This window comes from Pseudomonas sp. GL_091 (assembly GCF_057837725.1).
Genome location: NZ_CM174451.1, coordinates 204,475 through 226,791, shown reverse-complemented (window position 1 = coordinate 226,791; position 22,317 = coordinate 204,475). Strand labels below are relative to the sequence as shown.

General features: G+C 60.3%; 20 protein-coding genes. 11 read left to right on the top strand and 9 right to left on the bottom strand.

Annotation, left to right across the window (positions count from 1 at the left end; genetic code table 11):
- From tcyN to AC3ITY_RS00965, 10 genes are all read left to right on the top strand, one after another.
- Positions 1-756: an L-cystine ABC transporter ATP-binding protein TcyN gene (gene tcyN, locus AC3ITY_RS01010; protein ID WP_223457335.1), complete on the top strand. Its 756-nt coding sequence runs from the start codon at positions 1-3 to the stop codon at positions 754-756.
- Positions 757-1,241: 485 nt separating this feature from the next.
- Positions 1,242-2,006 (top strand): hypothetical protein, encoded by a 765-nt coding sequence (locus AC3ITY_RS01005; RefSeq protein ID WP_489307155.1) that lies wholly within the window; start codon positions 1,242-1,244, stop codon positions 2,004-2,006.
- A 258-nt stretch (positions 2,007-2,264) separates the two neighbouring features.
- Positions 2,265-3,497, top strand: coding sequence for an SfnB family sulfur acquisition oxidoreductase (locus AC3ITY_RS01000; protein ID WP_489307153.1), 1,233 nt, complete (start codon positions 2,265-2,267; stop codon positions 3,495-3,497).
- 23 nt (positions 3,498-3,520) lie between these two features.
- A complete protein-coding gene (locus AC3ITY_RS00995; RefSeq protein WP_489307152.1) occupies positions 3,521-4,714 on the top strand; it encodes an SfnB family sulfur acquisition oxidoreductase in 1,194 nt (397 codons plus the stop codon).
- Entirely contained in the window at positions 4,714-6,066 is a 1,353-nt protein-coding gene (locus tag AC3ITY_RS00990; RefSeq protein ID WP_489307151.1) for an LLM class flavin-dependent oxidoreductase, read from the top strand. Before AC3ITY_RS00995 ends, AC3ITY_RS00990 begins: the two co-directional genes overlap by 1 nt.
- 62 nt (positions 6,067-6,128) lie before the next feature.
- Positions 6,129-6,938, top strand: a complete 810-nt coding sequence (locus tag AC3ITY_RS00985) for a MetQ/NlpA family ABC transporter substrate-binding protein (protein ID WP_489307149.1) — start codon at positions 6,129-6,131, stop codon at positions 6,936-6,938.
- A gap of 2 nt (positions 6,939-6,940) precedes the next feature.
- Entirely contained in the window at positions 6,941-8,062 is a 1,122-nt protein-coding gene (locus AC3ITY_RS00980; RefSeq protein ID WP_489307148.1) for a methionine ABC transporter ATP-binding protein, read from the top strand.
- Positions 8,052-8,696 carry a methionine ABC transporter permease gene (locus AC3ITY_RS00975; protein ID WP_046040756.1) on the top strand — a complete coding sequence of 215 codons (645 nt, stop codon included), beginning with the start codon at positions 8,052-8,054 and terminating at the stop codon, positions 8,694-8,696. The genes AC3ITY_RS00980 and AC3ITY_RS00975 overlap by 11 nt, the downstream gene beginning before the upstream one ends.
- A gap of 362 nt (positions 8,697-9,058) precedes the next feature.
- Entirely contained in the window at positions 9,059-9,415 is a 357-nt protein-coding gene (locus AC3ITY_RS00970; protein WP_489307146.1) for a DUF6124 family protein, read from the top strand.
- Between the two features lie 173 nt (positions 9,416-9,588).
- A complete protein-coding gene (locus tag AC3ITY_RS00965) occupies positions 9,589-10,218 on the top strand; it encodes a class I SAM-dependent methyltransferase (protein ID WP_489307145.1) in 630 nt (209 codons plus the stop codon).
- Positions 10,219-10,313: 95 nt separating this feature from the next.
- Here AC3ITY_RS00965 and AC3ITY_RS00960 read toward each other — a convergent pair whose 3' ends face one another.
- Genes AC3ITY_RS00960 through AC3ITY_RS00950 form a run of 3 tightly spaced genes read right to left on the bottom strand, consistent with a single transcriptional unit; the run spans position 10,314 to position 15,525 of the window.
- Complete coding sequence (locus tag AC3ITY_RS00960) at positions 10,314-13,364, bottom strand: efflux RND transporter permease subunit (protein ID WP_489307143.1); 3,051 nt, start codon at positions 13,362-13,364, stop codon at positions 10,314-10,316.
- Positions 13,361-14,425: an efflux RND transporter periplasmic adaptor subunit gene (locus AC3ITY_RS00955; RefSeq protein WP_223536351.1), complete on the bottom strand. Its 1,065-nt coding sequence runs from the start codon at positions 14,423-14,425 to the stop codon at positions 13,361-13,363. The genes AC3ITY_RS00960 and AC3ITY_RS00955 overlap by 4 nt, the downstream gene beginning before the upstream one ends.
- Complete coding sequence (locus AC3ITY_RS00950; RefSeq protein ID WP_489307140.1) at positions 14,422-15,525, bottom strand: efflux RND transporter periplasmic adaptor subunit; 1,104 nt, start codon at positions 15,523-15,525, stop codon at positions 14,422-14,424. Before AC3ITY_RS00950 ends, AC3ITY_RS00955 begins: the two co-directional genes overlap by 4 nt.
- A gap of 177 nt (positions 15,526-15,702) precedes the next feature.
- On the opposite strand from AC3ITY_RS00950, the gene AC3ITY_RS00945 reads away from it, so the two are divergent.
- Positions 15,703-16,899 carry an AAA family ATPase gene (locus AC3ITY_RS00945; protein WP_489307139.1) on the top strand — a complete coding sequence of 399 codons (1,197 nt, stop codon included), beginning with the start codon at positions 15,703-15,705 and terminating at the stop codon, positions 16,897-16,899.
- A gap of 371 nt (positions 16,900-17,270) precedes the next feature.
- On the opposite strand, the gene AC3ITY_RS00940 is transcribed toward AC3ITY_RS00945, so the two are convergent.
- The 6 genes from AC3ITY_RS00940 to AC3ITY_RS00915 all read right to left on the bottom strand — a co-directional run bounded on the left by AC3ITY_RS00940 (position 17,271) and on the right by AC3ITY_RS00915 (position 22,192).
- Entirely contained in the window at positions 17,271-18,053 is a 783-nt protein-coding gene (locus AC3ITY_RS00940) for a MetQ/NlpA family ABC transporter substrate-binding protein (RefSeq protein WP_007972924.1), read from the bottom strand.
- 267 nt (positions 18,054-18,320) lie between these two features.
- Entirely contained in the window at positions 18,321-19,244 is a 924-nt protein-coding gene (locus tag AC3ITY_RS00935; protein WP_489307137.1) for a sigma 54-interacting transcriptional regulator, read from the bottom strand.
- A 55-nt stretch (positions 19,245-19,299) separates the two neighbouring features.
- The gene (locus tag AC3ITY_RS00930) at positions 19,300-19,881 is read right to left on the bottom strand and encodes an alpha/beta hydrolase (protein WP_046040744.1); all 582 of its coding nucleotides are present in this window, start codon (positions 19,879-19,881) and stop codon (positions 19,300-19,302) included.
- Between the two features lie 328 nt (positions 19,882-20,209).
- Positions 20,210-20,611 (bottom strand): ExbD/TolR family protein, encoded by a 402-nt coding sequence (locus tag AC3ITY_RS00925; protein ID WP_489307136.1) that lies wholly within the window; start codon positions 20,609-20,611, stop codon positions 20,210-20,212.
- A 1-nt stretch (position 20,612) separates the two neighbouring features.
- A complete protein-coding gene (locus AC3ITY_RS00920; protein WP_489307135.1) occupies positions 20,613-21,338 on the bottom strand; it encodes a MotA/TolQ/ExbB proton channel family protein in 726 nt (241 codons plus the stop codon).
- Positions 21,339-21,382: 44 nt separating this feature from the next.
- Positions 21,383-22,192: an energy transducer TonB gene (locus tag AC3ITY_RS00915; protein WP_489307133.1), complete on the bottom strand. Its 810-nt coding sequence runs from the start codon at positions 22,190-22,192 to the stop codon at positions 21,383-21,385.
- Between the last annotated feature and the right edge of the window lie 125 nt (positions 22,193-22,317).

The window sequence follows — 22,317 nt, the reverse complement described above, 5'->3', positions numbered from 1 at the left end:
ATGATTGTCGTGGAAAAACTGACAAAGCAGTTCAAGGGTCAAGTCGTGCTCAACGGCATCGATCTTGAGGTCAAGGAAGGCGAGGTGGTCGCGATCATCGGCCCTAGCGGTTCGGGCAAGACCACCTTCCTGCGCTGCCTGAATTTTCTGGAAGAACCCACCAGCGGCCGGATCAAGGTCGGCGATATCGAAGTCGATACCAGCCGTCCCCTGAACCAGCAGCAGAGCCTGGTGCGGCGTTTGCGCCAGCACGTAGGTTTCGTGTTCCAGAACTTCAACCTGTTCCCCCATCGCACCGCCCTGGAAAACGTCATCGAAGGCCCGATCGTGGTCAAGAAGACCCCACATGCCGAAGCCGTTGCCCTGGGTAAAAAACTGTTGGCCAAGGTCGGTCTGGCGGGCAAGGAGGACGCTTACCCGCGTCGCCTCTCCGGTGGCCAGCAACAGCGCGTGGCGATTGCCCGGGCGCTGGCGATGGAGCCGGAAGTGATCCTGTTCGATGAGCCGACCTCGGCCCTCGACCCGGAACTGGTGGGCGAGGTATTGGCAACCATCCGCGGCCTGGCCGAAGAGAAGCGCACCATGGTGATCGTCACCCACGAAATGGGCTTTGCCCGGGACGTGGCCAACCGTGTGGTGTTTTTCGACAAGGGTGTGATCGTCGAGCAAGGCGAAGCGAAGGCGTTGTTTGCCAACCCGAAAGAAGAACGAACCAAACAGTTCCTGAGCAAGTTCCTGAATAACGCTCACAACTAATAATCCTGCGCAACAACGGTAATCTTCCACGGATGGAAGTTACCTACCCCCTCGAAATACGCGTCATTAATATCAAACTAAACTTATCTATTCGAGATGCATATCTTGTGCGCGCACGCGGCACATACATATGCATCTCCACAATTAAAAATCTCTAATCCAATCAGATCACCCATCGCAAGACAGTGCTTGTGACTTGCACAAACCCGCCCGTATCCCCCCGATTTCAGCAGATAAATTCGACGCAACGGCGTGGTTTACTTACTTGTGATCGTAGGAACTTTCTGAATAGCACCACGCACCACCCACAACTAACAAATCTTATTGACACCTGATCTTCCTGGCTCTTATCTAGTCTCCAGCCAGCGATACTCATCACGCTTCAATCATTATTTAAACTCAAAGTAATGAACGGTTTTCTGTTCGACTATTAGTTTTTTGATATTCCAGAAACGGACTTCGTTGCAAAACCTCAAGGAGACCTCATGAAAAGCACCTCGAACAAATCCGGGCTTGTGGCCCCGACCCTGGCGCAATCCAACAAGACCGGCATCAACGTCACTTGTGCGGCTCACTTGCTGATCGAGGTAGCGCCCTACCCCGCCATGGACGAAGGCGACCTGATCGAACTGTTCTGGGACAACTGCTACGTGGCCTCCCGCGTGCTGACGGCCAGCGATGTCGGTCGATCGGTGCAGTTGCGCGTGCCTGAAAGTTTTGTCGCCAACGGTACTTCGCGCATTTACTACCGGGTCATGCAGATTGGTCGAGACCCGGTGGTTTCGGCCAGTCGAAACGTGCAGATCAAACTCGACTGCCCTGGCGGCCAACCCTCCGCGCTGTGCGGCGATGAAAACCAGTGCCTGGCACCGGTGAGCATTCCCGAGGCGATTCGCCGTCAGGGGGTCAATCCGAGTCAGGTCAAACGCGGTGTGCCCTTGACCATCGAGCCGTACCTGAACATGGCCGTCGACGACGAAATCACCCTGCGCTGGGGCGATGTGCGCATGGATCTGCCACGGCTCAAGTCCGCCGATGTGGGCCAGCCGATTCAGGTCTGGATACCGCCGGCCATCATCCTCGAAGCCGGCGAAGACCTGCGGCTGGAGGTGACGTACTGCATTCTCGACCGGGTGGGCAACAACTCCCGCTGGGCGCCGGCCCGTACGCTGAAGATTGGTTGTGCAAATACCTATCTGAAAGTCCCGAAGAAGCAGCCCCTCAAGGCTGCTGAACCCCGCGAAAAATGATCACAACCCCTGTGGCGAAGGGGCTTGCCACAGGGATTGCGCCCCCCCCCGAGAACACCCTTCTATGTATATTCCTAAAAGTTAGTTCATAAAATATTTATACACGTTTAGGGTATATACACCGGACCACCGGACATCCTTGTTTTCATGCGCGGCCACAAGCGGCGCTTCCATAAGATGTGAGGTAGGTATGGTCCGGAACACAATCACCCCAGTGCAGATCGCCAGGGCATTGCGTGCAGCCAAGGAGCGGCACTGATGTCCAGTCTGGCAGATGCAATCGTCCAGAGTGACCTGGACATCGCCCCGCTGTTGTTGCCCGCACAAGTCTTGCGCAACGATGCTCAAGCCATCAAGGCGGCCCACGAACTGGCGCAAGTCGCCCGCCTGCAAGCGGCCAAACGTGACCGGCAGCGCAAGCTGCCGTGGGTGGAAATCGAACAGTTCACCCGCAGCGGCCTGGGCAGCATTTCCATTCCCCGCGAGTACGGTGGCCCGCAGGTTTCGTTCGTTACCCTGGCCGAGGTTTTCGCGATCATTTCCGCGGCCGACCCGGCGCTTGGGCAGATCCCGCAAAACCAGTTCGGCATTCTGAACCTGGTACTCGGCAGCGCCACCGAAGCACAGAAAAATCTGCTGTTCAAAAGCGTCCTGGATGGCTGGCGCATCGGCAATGCCGGACCGGAACGCGGCACCAAAAACACCCTGGAACTGAAGGCACGCATCACCGCTGACGGCGTCCTCAATGGTCAGAAGTTCTATTCCACTGGCGCACTGTTCGCCCATTGGGTCGCGGTCAAAGCGTTGAACGATGACGGCAAACAAGTGTTGGCGTTCATCCGGCGCGGCACACCGGGATTGCGCATCGTCGATGACTGGTCCGGTTTTGGTCAGCGCACCACCGCCAGCGGCACGATTTTGCTCAACAACGTGCAGGCCGATCCCGAACTGGTGGTGGATAACTGGCGGATCAACGACACGCCGAACATCCAGGGTGCCGTCTCGCAACTGATTCAAGCGGCCATCGACGCCGGTATCGCCCGAGGCGCCATCGACGACGCCATCGACTTCGTGAAAACCCGCGCCCGGCCATGGATCGACGCCAAGGTCGAACGGGCCAGCGATGACCTTTACGTGATCGCCGATATCGGCAAGTTGAAAATCGAATTGCACGCCGCCGAAGCGCTGCTGCGCAAGGCCGGGCAAGTGCTCGATGAAGTCAGCGCCGCCCCCTTCACCGCCGAGTCCGCCGCCCGTGCCTCGATTGCCGTGGCCGAAGCCAAAGTGCTGACCACCGAGATTTCGTTGCTGGCCAGCGAAAAGCTCTTCGAACTGGCCGGCAGCCGCGCGACCCTCGCCGAATTCAACCTCGACCGCCACTGGCGCAACGCTCGGGTGCACACCCTGCACGATCCGGTGCGCTGGAAGTATCACGCGGTCGGCGCCTATCGCCTCAACGGCACGCTGCCTAATCGCCATTCCTGGATCTGACGACCAGACATCTGGAGAAACACATGACAAGTTCTCACCACGTCGCGGTCATCACCAGCGATGAGCAAGCCCTGATCGTCGCCAGCGACCTTGCCGAAGACTTCAGACGCGACAGCGCCACACGCGACCGCGAGCGCCGTTTGCCACACCCGGAACTGGAGGTGTTTTCCCGCTCGGGCTTGTGGGGCATCAGCGTGCCAAAGGAATACGGCGGTGCCGGTGTTTCCAACGTCACCCTGGCCAAGGTCATCGCCTTGATCGCCCGGGCCGACGGCTCCCTGGGGCAGATCCCGCAGAACCATTTTTACGCATTGGAAGTGCTGCGGGTGAACGGCAGCCACGAGCAGAAGCAACGCCTGTACGCCGAAGTCTTGGCCGGTCAGCGCTTCGGCAATGCGTTGGCCGAACTCGGCACCAAAACCGCACACGATCGCGTCACCAGCCTGACTCGCGACGCCAGTGGCTATCGGATCAATGGTCGCAAGTTCTACGCCACCGGCGCGATCTACGCTCAGCGCATTCCCACCTCGGTGGTGGATGAAAACGGCGTGCAGCAACTGGCGTTCGTCCCGCGCAACAGCAACGGCCTGAGCGTGATCGACGACTGGAGCGGCTTCGGCCAGCGCACCACCGGTAGCGGTTCGGTGGTGTTCGAAGATGTCTTTGTTGCCGCTGAAGATGTGATCCCCTTTCAAAGCGCTTTCGAGCGCCCGACTCCGGTCGGTCCGCTGGCGCAGATTCTCCATGCCGCCATCGACACCGGCATCGCCCGCGCCGCGTATGAAGATGCGCGGCACTTCGTGCGCACGAAAACCCGGCCTTGGATCGACGCCACCCACGAAAAAGCCACGGACGATCCGCTGACCCTCAAGAGCTTCGGCCACCTGAGCATTCGCCTGCACGCCGCCGAGGCGCTGCTGGAACGTGCCGGTGAATACCTCGACAAGGCCCAGGCCGACACCCATGCACAGACCGTCGCGGCTGCGTCGATTGCCGTCGCCGAAGCCCGTGCCCTCAGCACCGAAATCTCCCTGGCCGCCGGCAGCACGCTGTTCGAACTGGCCGGAAGCCAGGCGACCCTGATCGAACACGGCCTCGACCGTCACTGGCGCAACGCCCGGGTGCATACCCTGCACGACCCGGTGCGCTGGAAGTACCACGCCGTCGGCAATTACTACCTCAACGATGAAAACCCGCCGCTGCGGGGGACCATCTGATGGCCAAGAAGAAAATTCTGCTCAATGCCTTCAACATGAATTGCATCGGGCACATCAACCACGGTTTGTGGACGCACCCGCGCGACACATCAACTCGCTACAACACCCTCGAATACTGGACCGAACTGGCGCAGTTGCTGGAGCGCGGGTTATTCGACGGCCTGTTCATCGCCGACATCGTCGGGGTCTACGACGTCTACCAGAACTCGGTGGACGTACCGCTGAAAGAGTCGATCCAGTTGCCGGTCAATGACCCGCTGTTGCTGGTTTCAGCGATGGCGGCGGTGACGAAAAACCTCGGTTTCGGCCTGACCGCCAACCTCACCTACGAAGCGCCGTATCTGTTTGCCCGCCGCCTGTCGACGCTGGATCACCTGAGCCGTGGGCGGGTCGGCTGGAACATCGTCACCGGCTATCTCGACAGCGCCGCCAAGGCAATGGGCCTGAGCGAACAGGTCGAGCATGACCGCCGCTATGACCAGGCCGACGAGTACCTGGAGGTGCTCTACAAACTCCTGGAAGGCAGTTGGGAAAACGGCGCAGTGCTCAACGATCCACGGCAACGGATCTACGCGCAGCCGGACAAAGTGCACAAGGTCGAGCACAAGGGCGAGTTCTATCAGGTCGAGGGTTATCACCTGTGCGAACCCTCGCCGCAGCGCACGCCGGTGCTGTTCCAGGCCGGCAGTTCGGATCGCGGCTTGCTGTTCGCCGGGCGGCATGCCGAGTGTGTGTTCATCAGTGGCCAGACCAAGGCATCGACCAAGGCCCAAGTGGACAAGGTGCGCGCCAGCGCCGTCGAAGCCGGGCGCAATCCCGAGGACATCAAGGTGTTCATGGGCCTGAACGTGATCGTTGGCGCCACCGAAGAGCTGGCCTGGGCCAAGCACGCCGAATACTTGAGCTACGCCAGTGCAGAGGCCGGTGTTGCGCACTTCTCGGCGTCCACCGGGATCGATTTTTCCCAATATGAAATTGACAAACCGATCCAGTACGTGAAGAGCAACGCGATCCAGTCCGCCACCAAACACCTGCAAAACAACGACTGGACCCGGCGCAAATTACTGGAACAACACGCCCTCGGCGGTCGCTACATCACCGTGGTCGGCTCACCGCAGCAAGTGGCGGATGAACTGGAGTCGTGGATCGCCGAAACCGGGCTGGATGGCTTCAACCTGACCCGCATCGTCACGCCGGAAAGCTATGAGGACTTCATCGAACTGGTGATTCCCGAGTTGCAACGGCGGGGCTCGTACAAGACGGCGTACGACAGCGGCACCTTGCGCGAAAAGCTGTTTCAGCGGGAGGCGCATTTGCCTGAGCAGCACACCGGCTCGGCTTACCGCCGCTAAAAGCTTCGCGAGCAGGCCTGACCAAACGACACAAACCTTATGCACTGACTGGATAACTCATCATGAAAAAGCAATACCTCTCCCACCCAGTCAAAGCACTGGCCCTGGCCCTCGGCCTGTTCAGCTCGGTGACCTTCGCCGCCGACGCCCCACTGAAAATCGGCACCACCGCCGCCTTCGCCATTCCTCTGGAAGCAGCGGTCGAAGAAGCCGGCAAACAAGGCCTGAAAGTCGAACTGGTGGAGTTCAGCGACTGGATCGCACCGAACGTCAGCCTCGCTGCCGGTGATATCGACGTGAACTACTTCCAGCACATCCCGTTCCTGGAAAACGCCAAGGCTGCGTCAGGTTTCGACCTGGTGCCGTTCGCACCTGGCATCATCAACAACGTCGGCCTCTACTCGAAGAAATACAAAAGTTTCGACGAACTGCCGCAAGGCGCCAGCGTGGCCATCGCCAACGATCCGATCAACAGCGGCCGTGGCTTGCAGCTGCTGGCCAAGGCCGGACTGATCACCCTCAAACCCGGCGTCGGCTACAAGGCCACCGAAGAAGACATCATCGCCAACCCGAAGCACATCAAGATCCTCCAGGTCGAAGCCGTGCAACTGGTACGCGCCTATGACGATGCCGATCTGGTGCAGGGCTACCCGGCCTACATTCGCTTGTCGAAAACTTTCGATGCGGGCTCCGCGCTGCTGTTCGACGGCCTCGATCACAAGGAGTACGTGATTCAGTTCGTGATCCAGCCCAAGAGCAAAACCGACCCGCGCCTGATCAAGTTCGTCGACATCTACCAGCACTCACCGGCCGTTCGCGCGGCACTGGATAAAGCTCACGGCAAGCTCTACCAAGCCGGTTGGGAAAGCTGAACATGACCGCCGCCATCCAACGGCGACTGGAGCTTCCAGAGCCTCAACGTGCTGAACAAACCGAGCTGCATCCCGAGCTCAATCGTGCTCATGTGCGCTTCATCAATCTGGGTAAAACCTACAACGGCCAGCAAGGCCCGGTGGCCGCGTTGCACGGCATCGACCTGGCGATCCAGCGCGGCGAAGTGTTTGGCATCATTGGCCGCAGCGGCGCTGGCAAGTCGTCGCTGATCCGCACCATCAATCGCCTGGAACAGCCGAGCAGCGGTCGGGTGCTGATCGATCAAGTGGACATCGGTGAGTTCGACGAAGACCGCCTGGTGGCGCTGCGTCGGCGCATCGGCATGATCTTCCAGCACTTCAATCTGATGTCGGCCAAGACCGTTTGGCAGAACGTCGAGCTGCCGCTGAAAGTCGCCGGCGTCCCCAAGGAACAACGCGAGCAAAAGGTCCGCGAACTGCTGGAGCTGGTCGGCCTGCAAGCCAAACACAAGGCTTACCCGGCGCAATTGTCCGGCGGACAGAAACAGCGCGTGGGCATTGCCCGGGCGCTGGTGCATAACCCGGAAATTCTGCTGTGCGACGAAGCCACCTCGGCGCTCGACCCGGAGACCACGCAATCGATCCTCAGCCTGCTGCGCGAGATCAATCAACGCCTGGGCCTGACCATTGTGCTGATTACCCACGAGATGGCGGTGATCCGTGAGATCTGTGATCGCGTGGTTGTCCTGGAACACGGGCGCATCGTCGAGCAAGGGCCGGTGTGGGAAGTGTTCGGCAATCCGCAGCACGAGGTCAGCAAGACATTGCTGGCGCCGTTGCAACACGAATTGCCGAAAGAGCTGCAAAGCCGTTTGCAGGCGCAGGCAAAGTCCCCGGACGATGCCGTGGTCCTGCGCTTGCAGTTCACCGGCAGCCAACGCGACGAACCGGACCTGGCGGCACTGTTCAGCTCCCTCGGAGGCCGTGTGCGATTGCTGCAAGGCGGCGTGGAACGGATTCAGGGCCATGCCCTCGGGCAACTGCTGCTGGCGGTGACCGGCTCGACTCTCGGTGCCGAGGACTTGCGTCAACGCGCCGGGCACTGGGCGCAACAAGTGGAGGTACTGGGCTATGTGGTTTGATCGCTTGCTGCAGGGTTTTATCGACACGTTCCTGATGGTCGGCGTGTCATCGTTGATCGCGCTATTGGCGGGCATTCCGCTGGCGGTGATCCTGGTCACCAGTTCCAAGGGCGGCATCTACGAAGCCCCGGCGCTGAACCGCGCACTGGGCGCATTCGTGAATCTGTTTCGCTCGATTCCGTTCCTGATTTTGATGGTGGCGCTGATTCCGTTCACCCGATTGATCGTCGGCACCACCTACGGCGTATGGGCGGCCGTGGTGCCGCTGACCATCGCGGCTACACCGTTCTTTGCGCGCATTGCCGAGGTCAGCTTGCGCGAGGTCGATCATGGATTGATCGAGGCGGCGCAAGCCATGGGCTGCCGGCGCTGGCACATCGTCTGGCATGTGTTGTTGCCCGAAGCTCTGCCGGGGATTGTTGGCGGGTTCACCATCACCCTGGTGACCATGATCAACTCGTCGGCCATGGCCGGGGCGATTGGCGCTGGTGGGTTGGGGGACATTGCCTACCGGTATGGGTATCAGCGGTTTGATAGCCAGATCATGTTGACGGTGATTGTGTTGCTGGTGGCGGTGGTGGCGGTGATTCAGTTGGGTGGGGATCGGTTGGCGCGGGGGTTGAACAAGCGGTAAGTGAAGATCCCGGCGATATTTCGCACAGGAAAATCAGCGATTCCGAAGGCCCGTTCCCTTTCCTTTGCAGGACGTTTCCTAGATCATTTCGCTCGCTTGCGCCTGCCAAATCCGGTGGCTAGTCTCGGTCCGTCACTGCTCATCAGTGATCGGGTTTAGTAGCCTGGAACAATAGGCGCATAGCGATTCCATGCTCATGTCCGGCAAATTTTGCCGCATGCAGAATATGGTGGCTGTGCGTGGGGCACCTTCGGGTGCACCGGTTTTCCTATTGACCGGCCTACTAACCTGCGTACAGCCGCCACCCAATCGTTTAGTAGGCGATAAGTGATGGCTCCCATGCAGCAATAGGAGCAATACCCATGAAAAAATCCGTTCCCGATCCGCCTCCCGAAAATCCCACCAACGAAACCGTCACCGATGATTTGCTCAGAGATCGTTCCGCGCTTTACCGCGCCATTGATTTCCACCTCACCGGCAAACAACCCACAGCGCCCGATGAAATGCGCTTCTACAACGTCAGCAAAGACGTGAGTTTTGAAGATACCCAACTCTATGTCGCCGACCTGCTGCGTTGTGCTTCGGTCACGGCGTATCAGTGTGGCGATCAACTCAAGGGCGCCGACCGGGCGATGGTGTACTCGATCTGGCATTTGCTGGAGATTGCCAAGGCGATGGTGGATCACTCCATTGAGTGTTTGGGGATGAAGAAGGGCTGACATTTTCTGTGTTTTTTAGATAGCCATCGCGGGCAAGCCCGCTCCCACAGGATAGCGAGCCGATTCAAACGCCGCGGTATCTGTGGGAGCGGGCTTGCCCGCGATGGGCTGCGCAGCAGCCCCCGACGCCATGGCGTATATTCGGTGAATCCAAATTGCCTGCGCAGCCGACCATGAAGCAAACACCCGACGACCTCGAACAGATCACCACCACGACCCTGGGCCACTACAACTCGACGGCCGAAAGTTTCCGAGAAGGCACCCGTGATCACGACGTTAGCCAGAACATCGATGCCCTGTTACGCCATATTCAGGGCGAGGCGCCTTTCGACATTCTCGATTTTGGCTGCGGGCCGGGTCGGGATTTGCAGACCTTCACCCGTATGGGCCACAAGGCAGTCGGCCTCGACGGTTCGGAAAAATTCGCGCAGATGGCCCGTGAGGACAGCGGGTGCGAGGTGTGGCAGCAGGACTTCTTGAAGCTTGATCTGCCGGCCGAGCGTTTCGACGGGATTTTTGCCAACGCGGTGCTGTTTCATGTTCCGCGTCAGGAATTACCGCGGGTGTTGAAGCAGTTGTGGGGAGCGCTGAAACCGGGTGGGGTGTTGTTCAGTTCCAATCCCCGTGGCGAGAATCAGGAAGGCTGGAACGGGCCGCGTTATGGGTCGTATCACGACCTGGCGGCCTGGCAGCAATTGTTGATCGAGGCGGGGTTTGTGGAGCTTGAGCATTACTACCGGCCGGCAGGGCTGCCGCGGGAGCAGCAGCCTTGGTTGGCGAGTGTCTGGCGTAAGGCTGTGTAGTCAAATTCGGGCACCATCGCGAGCTGGCTCGCACAGTTGAACGCGGTCAACCTGTGGGAGCGAGCCTGCTCGCGAAGAGCGCGAAGCGCTCGCCTTTACTGCGCCTCTTTCTTCGGCTCGCGAATCTTGTACCAGGCCACATACAGCGCCGGCAAAAACAGCAGCGTCAGCAAGGTGGCGATGACGATCCCGCCGATCATTGCGTAGGCCATCGGCCCCCAGAACACTTCCCGGGCAATCGGGATCATCCCCATGCTCGCCGCCGCCGCGGTCAGCAGGATCGGCCGACGTCGATGTTCGGTGGCCTGTACCACCGCATCCCACGGCGCGTAGCCCTTCTGCTCGTACTCTTCGATCTGGGTCACCAGGATCACCGAGTTACGGATGATGATACCGATCAGCGCCAGAATCCCGAGGATCGCCACGAAGCCCATCGGCGTGCCCGTCGGCACCAGCGCGATCACCACGCCGATCAGCCCCAGCGGCGCAACACTGGCCACCAGGAACAGCTTCTGCACGCTGTGCAGCTGGATCATCAGGAAGGTCGCCATCATGAACAGCATCAGCGGCACCACCTTGGCAATCGGGCCCTGGGCCTTGCCGCTTTCCTCCACCGTACCACCGGTGGCGACCTTGTAGCCCGCCGGCAGTTTGGCAGCGAAAGCGTCGATGGATGGCTTGAGGATTTTCACCAGGTCCGTCGGCTGGATCTCGTCACGAATCGCTGCCTTGATGGTGATAGTCGGCAGGCGATCGCGCCGCCACACCAGCGGTTGCTCCAGTTCGTAGCGCACCGTGGCGAATGCCAGCAGCGGAATCGACGTGCCGCTAGGCGTGACGATTTGCAGGTTCTGCAGGGTTTCCGGCGTACCGCGTTCGGAATCCACCGCGCGACCGACCACGTTGATCAGGTAAATGTCGTCATCGACCTGTGTCACCGTCTGGCCGCTGACGATGCCGTTCATCAGGTTGGCCACGTCCTCGGAAGACAGCCCCAACTGCCGCGCCTTGTCCTGGGCGATGTCGATGCGCAGGACTTTGCCCGGCTCGTTCCAGTCGTAGATGATCTCGCCAATGTGCGGGTTCTTGTCCAGCTCCGTGGCCAGGTCGATGGCATGTCGGCGCACCTGGTCGATGTCCTTGCCGCTGACCCGGTACTGGATCGGACGCCCTACCGGCGGGCCCATTTCCAGTGCCTGGACATAACTGCCGATGCCGACGAAGTCGTTGCGCAAGCGCTCACGAAGCTTCTGCATCATGGCTTCACGGGTATGGCCTTTGCTGACGATCACCAACTGCGCGTAGAACGGGTTTTGCAGTTGTTGGTCCAGTGGCAGATAGAAACGGATCGCGCCCTGACCGACGTAGGTGCTCCAGCGCACGATGTCCGGATCGTCCTTGAGCGTGGCTTCGAGGCGATCGACGGCCCGGCGGGTTTCGTCGAGCGAGGCGTTTTGCGGCAGGTTCAGGTCCACCAGGATTTCCGGGCGATCCGAAGACGGGAAGAACTGGTTCTGCACGTAGCGCATGCTGAACACCGCCAGTACAAAGCACAGCACGGTGATGCCAATGGCCCACCAGCGATTGCGCATGCACCACAGCAGCCCGCCGTTGAACGCCTTGCCGATGCGCCCGGGTTCGCCTTCATGGGGTTTCACGTTGGTGCTGAGGATGTGCACGCCGATCACCGGCGCAAACAGGACCGCCACCACCCACGACACCAGCATCGCACAGGCAATTACCGCAAACAGGGTGTAGGTGTATTCACCGGCGGAGCTGGCGTTCAAGCCGATTGGCACAAAGCCCGCCACGGTGACCAGCGTACCGGTGAGCATCGGGAACGCCGTGGAGGTGTAGGCGAAGGTCGCCGCCTGCTCCTTGGTCTCGCCCAATTCCAGACGGGTGACCATCATCTCAACGGTGATCATCGCATCGTCCACCAGCAGGCCGAGGGCGATGATCAGTGCACCGAGGGAAATCCGTTGCATGGTGATGCCGCTGTATTCCATGAACACGAACACCATCGCCAGCACCAACGGGATCGAGCATGCCACCACCAGCCCGGCGCGCACGCCAAGGCTGACGAAGCTGACCAGCAGCACGATCACCACTGCCTCGAACAAGGCACTGGTAAAGCCGCCGACGGCCTCTTCCACCACCACCGCCTGGTCGGAAACGTTGTGAATGCCGACCCCCACCGGCAGGTCGGCGGTCAACTGGTCCATACGGGCGTGCAAGGCCTTGCCGAACGCCTGGACGTTGCCACCCTTTTGCATGGCAATCGCCAGGCCGATGGCCTGCTTGCCGTTGTAGCGGAATTCCGGCGAGGCCGGATCGACATAGCCGCGACTGATTTCGGCAATGTCGGCCAGACGATAGTAGCGGTCGTTGAGCTTGAGGTTGACCTCGGCCAGGTCTTTCTCCGAAGCGAACTTCCCTGAAGTGCGCACCGAAATCCGCTCTGGCCCGGCCTCGATGACACCAGCCGGGGTCACGGCGTTCTGGCTTTGCAGGCTCTGCACCACCTGACGCTCATCGATGCCCAGCGCTGCGAGTTTGCGTGTGGAGAAATTCAGGTACAGCACTTCATCCTGCTGGCCGACCATTTCGATCTTGCCCAGCCCCGGCACGCCGCGAATTTCCATGCGCGCCTGTTCCACGTAGTCGCGCAACTGACGCAGGGTCAGGCCGTCGGCGGTGAAGGCGTAGATCGAGCCGAAGACGTCGCCGAACTCGTCGTTGAACGACGGCCCCTGTATGCCTTGCGGGAACTGGTATTTGATGTCGTTGATCTTCTTGCGTACCTGGTACCAGATCTCCGGGATGTCCTTGGAGCTGGTGGTGTCGCGCAGGTACACGTACACCGTGGATTCACCAGGCCGCGTGTAGCTTTTCACGTAGTCGAGGGAGTCGAGCTCTTCGAGCTTTTTCTCGATCCGGTCGGTGATCTGCTTGAGGGTTTCCTCCTGGGTCGCCCCCGGCCATTTGCTCTGGATCACCATGGTTTTGATGGTGAACGAAGGGTCTTCTTCGCGCCCCAGGTTGAAGTATGAGAACACACCCATCAGCAATGCGACGAACATCAGATACCAGATGAACGACTGATGCTTGAGGGCCCATTCCGAGAGGTTGAAAGGCCCTTTCATTGACTGTCCTCGTCGATTTTCACTTGTTGCCCCGGTTTGAGGCTGTTCACACCGGCACTGACCACCCGCTCGCCGTTCTTCACGCCGTCGGCCAGCACCACAGTGCTGTCGGTGCGGCTGATCACGGTGACGTCACGGGGGGAGACGGTTTTACTCTGTGCATCAATCACCCAGATGCGTGGCTTGCCATCGACCTCCTGCAGCGCGGTGACCGGCAACTCTATACGCGGCTTGATCGCCGAGCTCAGGGAGACGCTGATGGCCGTACCCAAGCGAAAGCCGGGTGGCGTTTCGGCCAGGGTCAGGCGAGCGCGACGGGTGCGTGTGGCGCTTTGAGCCTTAGGTTCGATTTCGCGGATGATGGCGGTGGTGTTGATGCTCGGATCAAGTTGCGCAGCGACCAAGAACACCACATCGCTGGGCAGTTGATCGACCAGCGTATCGGGCAGGTCGATCACCGCTTCCTTGATGTCCGGTTGCGCCAGGGTCACCACTTGCTGGCCGGCCGACACCACTTGCCCGGCCTCGGCGCTCCACTGGGTGACCACGGCTTTATGGTCGGCGCGCAGCTCGGTGTAGCCCAGTTGGTCCTTGCTCTGGTTGACGGCCGCCCGGGCCTGATCGAGTGAGGCCTGGGTGGTTTTCAGGTCCGTGTTGGCCTCGTCGAGTTGCGCTTGCGCACCGACCCCGCGGTCAAACAAGGCTTGCTGACGCTGGGCCGTGGCCTTGGCGTTGATCAGTTGCGCCTGGATTTTCGCCAGGTCGCCCTGGGCCGAGCGCAATTGGTTCTGCTGGTCGGAAGGATCGAGGGTGGCGAGCAGCGTACCCTTCTCCACCTCGGTGCCAACATCGACGTTACGGCTGGCGATTCGCCCGCCCACACGGAAGCCAGTATCGGTTTCATAGCGCGCCTGGATGCTGCCGGCGAAGCGGCCCAGGTCCTCTTCGTTCAAGGTCTGGACCTTGATCGACAGCACCGGCCGTACCGGTGCCGGCGGCGGTTCGCTTTTGGAACAGGCGCTCAGCACCAGCCCGATGGACAACGCCCATAAAGGCTTCATGGCTTGGCTCCCCACGTCAGATCCTTGTAAGTGTTTTCGGCAATTTCGACTTCCATGTCCGGGTGCAAGAGTTGTCCGCCCGCGATGATGACTTTGTCCCCGTCCTTCAAGCCGTCGCTGATGATGACCTTGCCGGTCAGGTAGCGGCTGACCGTGACCGAATGCAATTGGGCCTTGCCCTTGTCGTCGACAATCCAGACAGCGGGGGCACTGATGTTTTTGGTCAGCGCCGACCACGGCAACTCGACGACCGACTTGCCCGATCCCCTGGCCGTGGCACTCACCACCGAGCCCAACTGCATGCCGTCGGGCAGTTTGTCGAGGCCGACCTTGACCTGCACGGTGCCGGATTGCGCCGATACAGAGGGGGTGACTTCGCGCACGGTGCCGGTGGTTTTGATCGCCGGGTTGTCGAGCAGACTGAGGACGATGGTTTGATCTTTCGGCTTCTCGGCCAGCAGTGATTCATACACGTTGAATACCGCATCCCGATCGCCGTCACGGGCCAGGCTGAAGACCGGCATGGTCGCCTGCACCACCTGGCCGACTTCCGCCTGGCGCTCGGTAATGATCCCCGGTGCATCGGCGATCAGTGCCGTATAGCTCAGCTGATCCTTGGCATTGGCCAACTGCGCCTGGGCGGCGCTCAAGGCACTCTGACTACTGTGCAAGGCGGCCTGGGCCGAGTCGTATTCGCTCTGACTGGTGTAGCCCTTGGGCAGCAATTTTTGCTGACGCACGAACGCCGCCGCACTCTGCGTCACCCGCGCCTGTTCGGCGACGACTTGCGCCTGGGCCGAATCAACACTGGTCTGCAAATCTTTCGGGTCGAGCCGGGCCAGCACTTGCTTGGCTGTCACTCGATCACCGACGTCAACCGAACGCTGGATGATCTTGCCACCCACACGAAAAGACAGCTCCGTCTGTATCCGTGCCTGGATATCACCTGTGAGGGTAACCGAGGCCGCGTAATCCGCTGGTTTGACGACTTGTACGAACACCCGGGGCAGGTATTCCTGCACGGGTTTTTTCTCGTCGCAAGCCGTCAGCAGGGTGACGACACTCAAGGCCATTACTACTTTCAATCCGGGAACCACCATGCAAACTCCTTGGCCTTTTCCATGTACAACACGACAGAGAGCTTAGAACAGGATCTAAACCTTGCACGAGCGTCTTATGAAGAAAAAATCCGCACCATTTTGGCCCTGAAACACTTGCCATAGACGCCTGCGCATGCCTGACAATGAGCCCCGGTCGATCCCGCCTCAGGAACCCACATGCTCAAGACTCTCGCGGTGGCCAATTACCGCTCGATCAACAAACTGGTGATCCCGTTGGGCCGGCTGAATCTGATCACCGGCCCCAACGGCAGCGGCAAATCCAACCTGTACCGCGCGCTGCGCCTGCTGGCGGAAACCGCCCACGGCGGCGTGGTCAATGCCCTGGCCCGTGAAGGAGGCCTGGATTCGACCTTCTGGGCCGGCCCGGAAACCATCTCCCGGCGCATGCGCACCGGCGAAGTCGCCATCGAACCCACCGTGCGCCAAGGCGTCAAACGCCTGCGCCTGGGGTTTGCAGGAGAGGATTTCGGCTACTCGATCAGCCTCGGCCTGCCTGATTCCAATGGCCATTTCATGCTGCCCGGGCGCAGCTCTCCGATACCGTCTTATTTCAGCCTCGACCCGCAGATCAAACGCGAATGCCTCTGGGCCGGGGTGTTCTATCGCCCAGCCAGTCTGCTGGTCGATCGTGAAGGCCCAATGATCCGTGCCCGCGCCGATCGCAAGTGGGATGTATTGGCGCAACACACGCCGACTTTCGACAGCCTGTTCGATCAGGTCGGTAGCCTGCGCAGTTCGCCGGAAGTGCTGGAGATGCGCGAGTTCATCCACCGCTGGCGCTTCTACGATCACTTTCGCAGCGATGCCTACGCCCCGGCGCGGCAACCGCAACTGGGCACCCGCACGCCGGTGCTGCACCACGACGGACGCGACCTGGCGGCGGCCTTGCAGACAATCATCGAAATTGGCGACCCCGAGGCCTTGCGGGCGGCGATCAGCGACGCCTTCCCCGGCGCACGACTGAACATCGAACCACTGCCCGGCGGGCGCTTCGCCATCGAGTTCTTTCAGGAAGGTTTGTTGCGGCCGCTGTCGGCCGCCGAGCTGTCGGACGGAACGTTGCGCTACCTGCTGTTGGTCGCGGCGCTGCTGACGCCACGGCCGCCGACGCTGATGGTGCTGAACGAACCGGAAACCAGCCTGCATCCGGATCTGCTGCCGGCGTTGGCACGCTTGATCATCCGCGCCTCCGAGCAGTGCCAGGTGTGGGTGGTGTCCCATGCCCGGCGCTTGATTTCGGCCTTGCAGCAGGACCCCGACTGCAACTGCATCGTGCTGGAGAAAAATCTTGGCCAGACCGGGATCGTGGGCCAGCGCATGCTGGATGAGCCGGCATGGTATTGGCCGGATTGAGCGGTGCCTGATTTGCCTGGGCAATGGAAGACGTCTATTTTCCCTTGCACCGTAGGAAGGATCTTTTTTTCGAAACACAGCGCCAAGGACGAACCACTTTTGTCCAGACTCCCGGCCAAAACCTCACAAGGACGAGAACATGGCAGACGAACCAACGCCGCAACGGCTGGATCCGCAGGACATTCTGAAATTATTGATGGCGTTGCGCAGGGCGTTGAAGGCCGGGCCGGTCTGAACAACTCCAGGGTCAACAAGCTCTTTGTGGCGAGGGGGCTTGCCCCCTCGCCACTGGTAAACCAACACAAATAAAAAAACGCCGACGCTAAATCAGCCGTCGGCGTTTGAAACCTTGAAGGGGTTTGCTTCGCGAATCAGAACGCCGGCAGTACCGCGCCGCTGTACTTCTTCTCGATGAAGGCTTTCACTTCCGGGCTGGTCAGGGCCTTGGCCAGTTTCTGAATGGCAACGCTGTCCTTGTTGTCCGGACGGGCCACCAGGAAGTTCACGTAAGGCGAATCGGCACCTTCGATTACCAGGGCGTCTTTAGCCGGGTTCAGACCCGCTTCCAGCGCGTAGTTGGTGTTGATCATGTCCAGGTCGACCTGATCCAGCACGCGCGGCAACATCGCGGACTCAAGCTCCTTGAACTTGAAGTTGTGCGGATTCTTGGCGATGTCTTTCGGCGTGGCCAGGGCATTTTTCGGGTCTTTCAACTCGATCAGGCCAGCCTTCTGCAGCAGGATCAGAGCACGGCCGCTGTTGCTGCCTTCGTTCGGGATGGCAATGGTCGCGCCGTCTTTGAGTTCAGCCAGGGTTTTGACTTTCTTCGAGTAGCCACCGAAGGGTTCAACGTGAACACCGATCACGGTTTCCAGGTGAGTGCCTTTGCCTTCGTTGAAGCTCTTCAGGTACGGCAGGGTCTGGAAGTAGTTGGCGTCCAGACGCTTCTGGTCGACCTGCACGTTCGGTTGAACGTAGTCGGTGAACACCTTGATTTCCAGGTCCACGCCTTCTTTGGCGAGGGTTGGCTTGATCAGCTCGAGAATCTCGGCGTGTGGAACCGGGGTCGCGGCAACCACCAGTTTCTCGCCAGCCTGGGCCAGGCCCGCGGTCAGGGCAGCCGCCAGTGCGGTGAACAACAGAACCTTTTTCATGCAGTGTCCTTATCGAAAATCACAGTCGCTTGTGGCGACGGCTTGAACATGAGGGTGCCAGTGAAGTGCTATCGCTGGCGTGAAGCGGACAATACCGGGATTTTTTATTCCCGAACAATAACGTTTATTCAGCTTCATATTCCATTTTGTTCATACAGCTGTAGGAGCGAGCTTGCTCCGGGCGGCGTTCCGACGATGGTCGTGAACGAAAACGCGTAAAACCTGTTGCCCGCGGCGTCGGTGGGTTTCTCGCGAGCAAGCTCGCTCCTACAGAAATCCAGCGCTTGCGAGCAGTTGTTTCAAGGCGTCTTTTTCGGCATCGGAACCGTTGCCAAGAATCTGCTTGAGCTGCCGTTCGATCTGTCCCAGACCTTCATCAGGCAAATTCAAATGCTCCGGCAAAATCTCGTCGCCCGTACTCACCAGCAGCGCAAAGTGAATGATATTTTCCAGCTCCCGGGTATTGCCCGGCCAACTGTGGCGTTCCAGCACAAGCTGCGCCGCTTCGCTGATCAACGGCACTGGCAAGTCGAGACGCTGGCTGTAGATCCCGAGGAAGTATTCGGCCAGCGACAGGATGTCGCCCGTGCGTTCGCGCAGTGCCGGCAGTTCGAGCTGGCCTTCGCTGAGGTAGTGATAGAGCCGTTCATGGAATTTTCCGGCGGCGACCGCCTGGGCCAGATCGATGCTGGTGGCCGCCACCAGCCGCACATCCACCGGGCTCGGCTGCTGGGCACCGACGCGGGTGACTTCGTGGTTTTCCAGCGCGGCGAGCAGTTTGGTCTGGATCGGCAGCGGCAGGTCGCCGATTTCGTCCAGGTACAGCGTGCCGCCGTTGGCCGAACCGAACCACCCGGCACGGCTGCTCGCCGAGCCGCTGTAGCTGCCCGCCGCATAGCCGAACAACTCGGCGTCGGCGTAGGTCGGGCTGATGGCGCCGCAGTTGACCGACACGAACAACCCGCCGCGATCACTGGCGCGGTGGATATGGCGGGCCAGCAATTCCTTGCCGGTGCCGGTTTCGCCACGGATCAGCACTGACACTGAGCGCGTTGCCAGTTGCTCAAGGTCTTCACGTAATTGCCGTGACCGTGGATCGACAAACACCAGCGCCTTGGCGCGGATGCTCAGGGGACTTTTTTCGGCATCGGGAAAGGTCAGCAGCGGCTGGCCGAAGGTTTCAAAGCTCATGGCAGACTCCCGCCCAAAACCGCCGGGAGACGGGGGCGTTAAATAAAAAAAGTGTTCAAGCGCGGCGCAGGGCGTGGTGTTCCATGCGGTTTTGCAGGCGATAGAGATAGGCAAAACCCTGCTCCCAACGCTGGTGACCGGACTTCACGTTGATATGCCCTGCCCCCGCCAGAATCCCCGCTTCGGCGCCCCAGTTACGCGCCAACTCCAGGGCCCGCGGTGCACTGACGGCGCTGTCGTTGTCGGAGCTGACGATCTGGCTGGGGAATGGCAGCAGATCCGTCGGGATCGGTGCGAAGTTGCGCAAGGCCGGCGCGCAAGCCGGGCGTTCGACATCGGCCGGCGCTACGAGCAAGGCGCCGCGCACTTGACGCAAAAACTGCACGGGGGCGCTCGCGGCCCAATGGGCGACGGTGATGCAACCCAGGCTGTGGGCAATGAGAATCACCGGCGTGCTGTCGGCGGCAATCGCCTCGGCCAGCGCCGCGACCCAGTCTTCACGGCGCGGTGTCAGCCAGTCGGCCTGTTCCACCCGTGCGCTGTTCGGCAGACTGTTCTGCCAGTGGCTTTGCCAATGATCTTCTGGCGATCCTTGCCAGCCCGGCACAATCAGGTAGCGAATTGATTCGTTGCGCATGGGGGAGCTCTCCTGCTGCGTGTCTGTTCCCGGTCGAGTATAGGGAGAGGATTTATATTCGTTAAGGAATAAGAAGCTATTTATTAAGATCTAAAATGAATATTAATTTTCATCTTGCACTACCCCTGTGGCGAGGGAGCTTGCTCCCGTTCGGGTGCGCAGCAGCCGCAAATAAGCGAATGCGATTTACCTGGAAAACCTCGATACAAGACTTTGGGGTCGCTTCGCAACCCAACGGGAGCAAGCTCCCACGCCACAAAAGCACTGTCGCGACATAAAAAAAGGGCCGCACCCTGCCAAGGAGACGGCCCCGGAAAACGAAAATCTGTTAACGCGCAGTAATCACCGACAACTTGGTAATCCCTGCCCGTTCAATCGACGCCATGGCCCGGGCCACTTCGCCGTAATTCACCCCATCGTCCGCCTGCAATTGCACGCGCACCTCGGGGTCCTTGGCCTTCGCCGACTTGAGGTTGAACTCCAGCAAGTCCGGCTGTATCTCGTCCTTGTTGATAAACAGTTTGCCGGCACCGTCGATGCTCACCACCAACGGGTCTTTCTGCTCCACCGGCGCCACCGCTTCGGTCTTGGGCAGGTTGATCGAAATGGCGTTGGTCAGCAGTGGTGCGGTGACGATGAACACCACCAGCAACACCAACATCACATCCACCAGCGGCGTCACATTGATCTCGCTGAGCACCTCATCAGTGTCTTGCGTGGAGAAGGCCATATCAGGACGCCTCCTTCACTTTCTGCGCATTGCCCTGGGCTGCCGCCTTGTGTGCCGTCGGGTGGATCAGCACACGGAACGAACTCTTCTGCGCCAGGCTGTAGAAGTCGTGGGCGAAGTCATCCAGGTCCGCCGCCGTCAGTTTCAAACGACGCAAAAAATAGTTGTAAACCAGCACCGCCGGCACCGCGACGGCGATCCCTACGCCGGTGGCGACCAGTGCCGCACCAATCGGCCCGGCGACCGTTTCAAGGCTTGCCGAGCCCGCCACGCTGATGCCTTTCAGCGCTTCCATGATTCCCCACACCGTGCCGAACAAACCAATGAACGGCGAGGTGCTGCCAATGCTCGCGAGTACCGCCAACCCGGTTTCCAGCGACCGGCGCTCACGCACGATCTGCTGGCGCAAGGCACGCTCCAGACGATCCTGATGATTGATCGCCTGGCTCAAGTCCGCCGCCTGCGGCGCCTCGCCCACCTGGATTGCCGCATAACCGGCCTGTGCAACCCGGGCTGCCGCTCCGGGTCGGGTTTCGCCCAGTTCCGCCGCCGAGTCGAGGCTCGAAGCGGCCCAGAACTGTTGATGAAACCTTCGATCCTGTGCCTTGAGGCGACCGAACTGCACGCCCTTGAGCAATGCCAAACCCCAGGTCGCGACGGAAAAAACCACCAGCAGCCAGATCACCGCGCTTTCGATGGATTCAAGTGGAGATGCCAGTAACGTCATGGTGTATTCCTCGTGTAAACGTTTCGCGCGAAATTGGTTTCGGTTTAATGAATCTTGAAATCGATGGGCACGCTGACCCAGCCGTCCCGGGCGACATCACCTTGCTTGGCCGGCACGAAACTCCAGCGTTTCACCGCGTTCAGCGCGGCTTCATCGAGTGCATCGCGACCGCTGCTTTTCTGGAGCTGGATCTCGCCGGGCTTGCCGCTGGCCAGCACATGAACGCGCAACAACACCGTGCCTTCCCAGCCGCGACGCTGGGCCAGCGACGGGTATTCCGGCGCCGGGTTTTTCAAGTAACCGGCGGTGGCCGAGGCTGGTGTTACAGGCGCGGGCGCCGGCGGTGCAGGTGGCACCGGGGCCGCGACAGGCGCTGCCGGTTGTGGCGGCGCAGGTGGTTGTTCAACGGCTTTTGGCGCCGGTTTCGCTACCAGTTTGGCCACCGGCTTGGGCTTGGGAACCGGCTTCGGTGGAGGTGGTTTCACCGCCAGTTCGTCTTCCACGGGCGCAGGCGGCTCCACCACGGGCTGGACAGGTTGCGGTGGCGGCGGCTCGACCACCGGTGGCGCCGGACGCGAAAACTCGATGGTCATCGGCGGTATCTCCGGCGGCACGATGGGCAGCACGGTGGTCGGTTGCTGATTGACCCAATAGATCACCGCGCCATGCACCAGCAACGCCAGCACGCCCAGCACGATCGCTTCCCGTCGGCGAAGGACACCCTTGGGCGCGCGCTGCAGACGCAGCTGGCCCAAGGGCACCCGGTGCGGTCGGCCGAGGTCGACCAACTCACCACCGGGTGCCTGGCGCCACAGCACCTCAGGTGCACTGGCGGCGATCTGGACATTGCCCATTGTTTAACTCCCTGCGGTCTCTTTGCGAATTACCGGAACGTCGTACTGAACATCCCCCGACGACGTCTTGGTAGAGCAATCATTGGCTGGAACGCTTAGTTCTTAAAGTAATGTTTAAACTTATG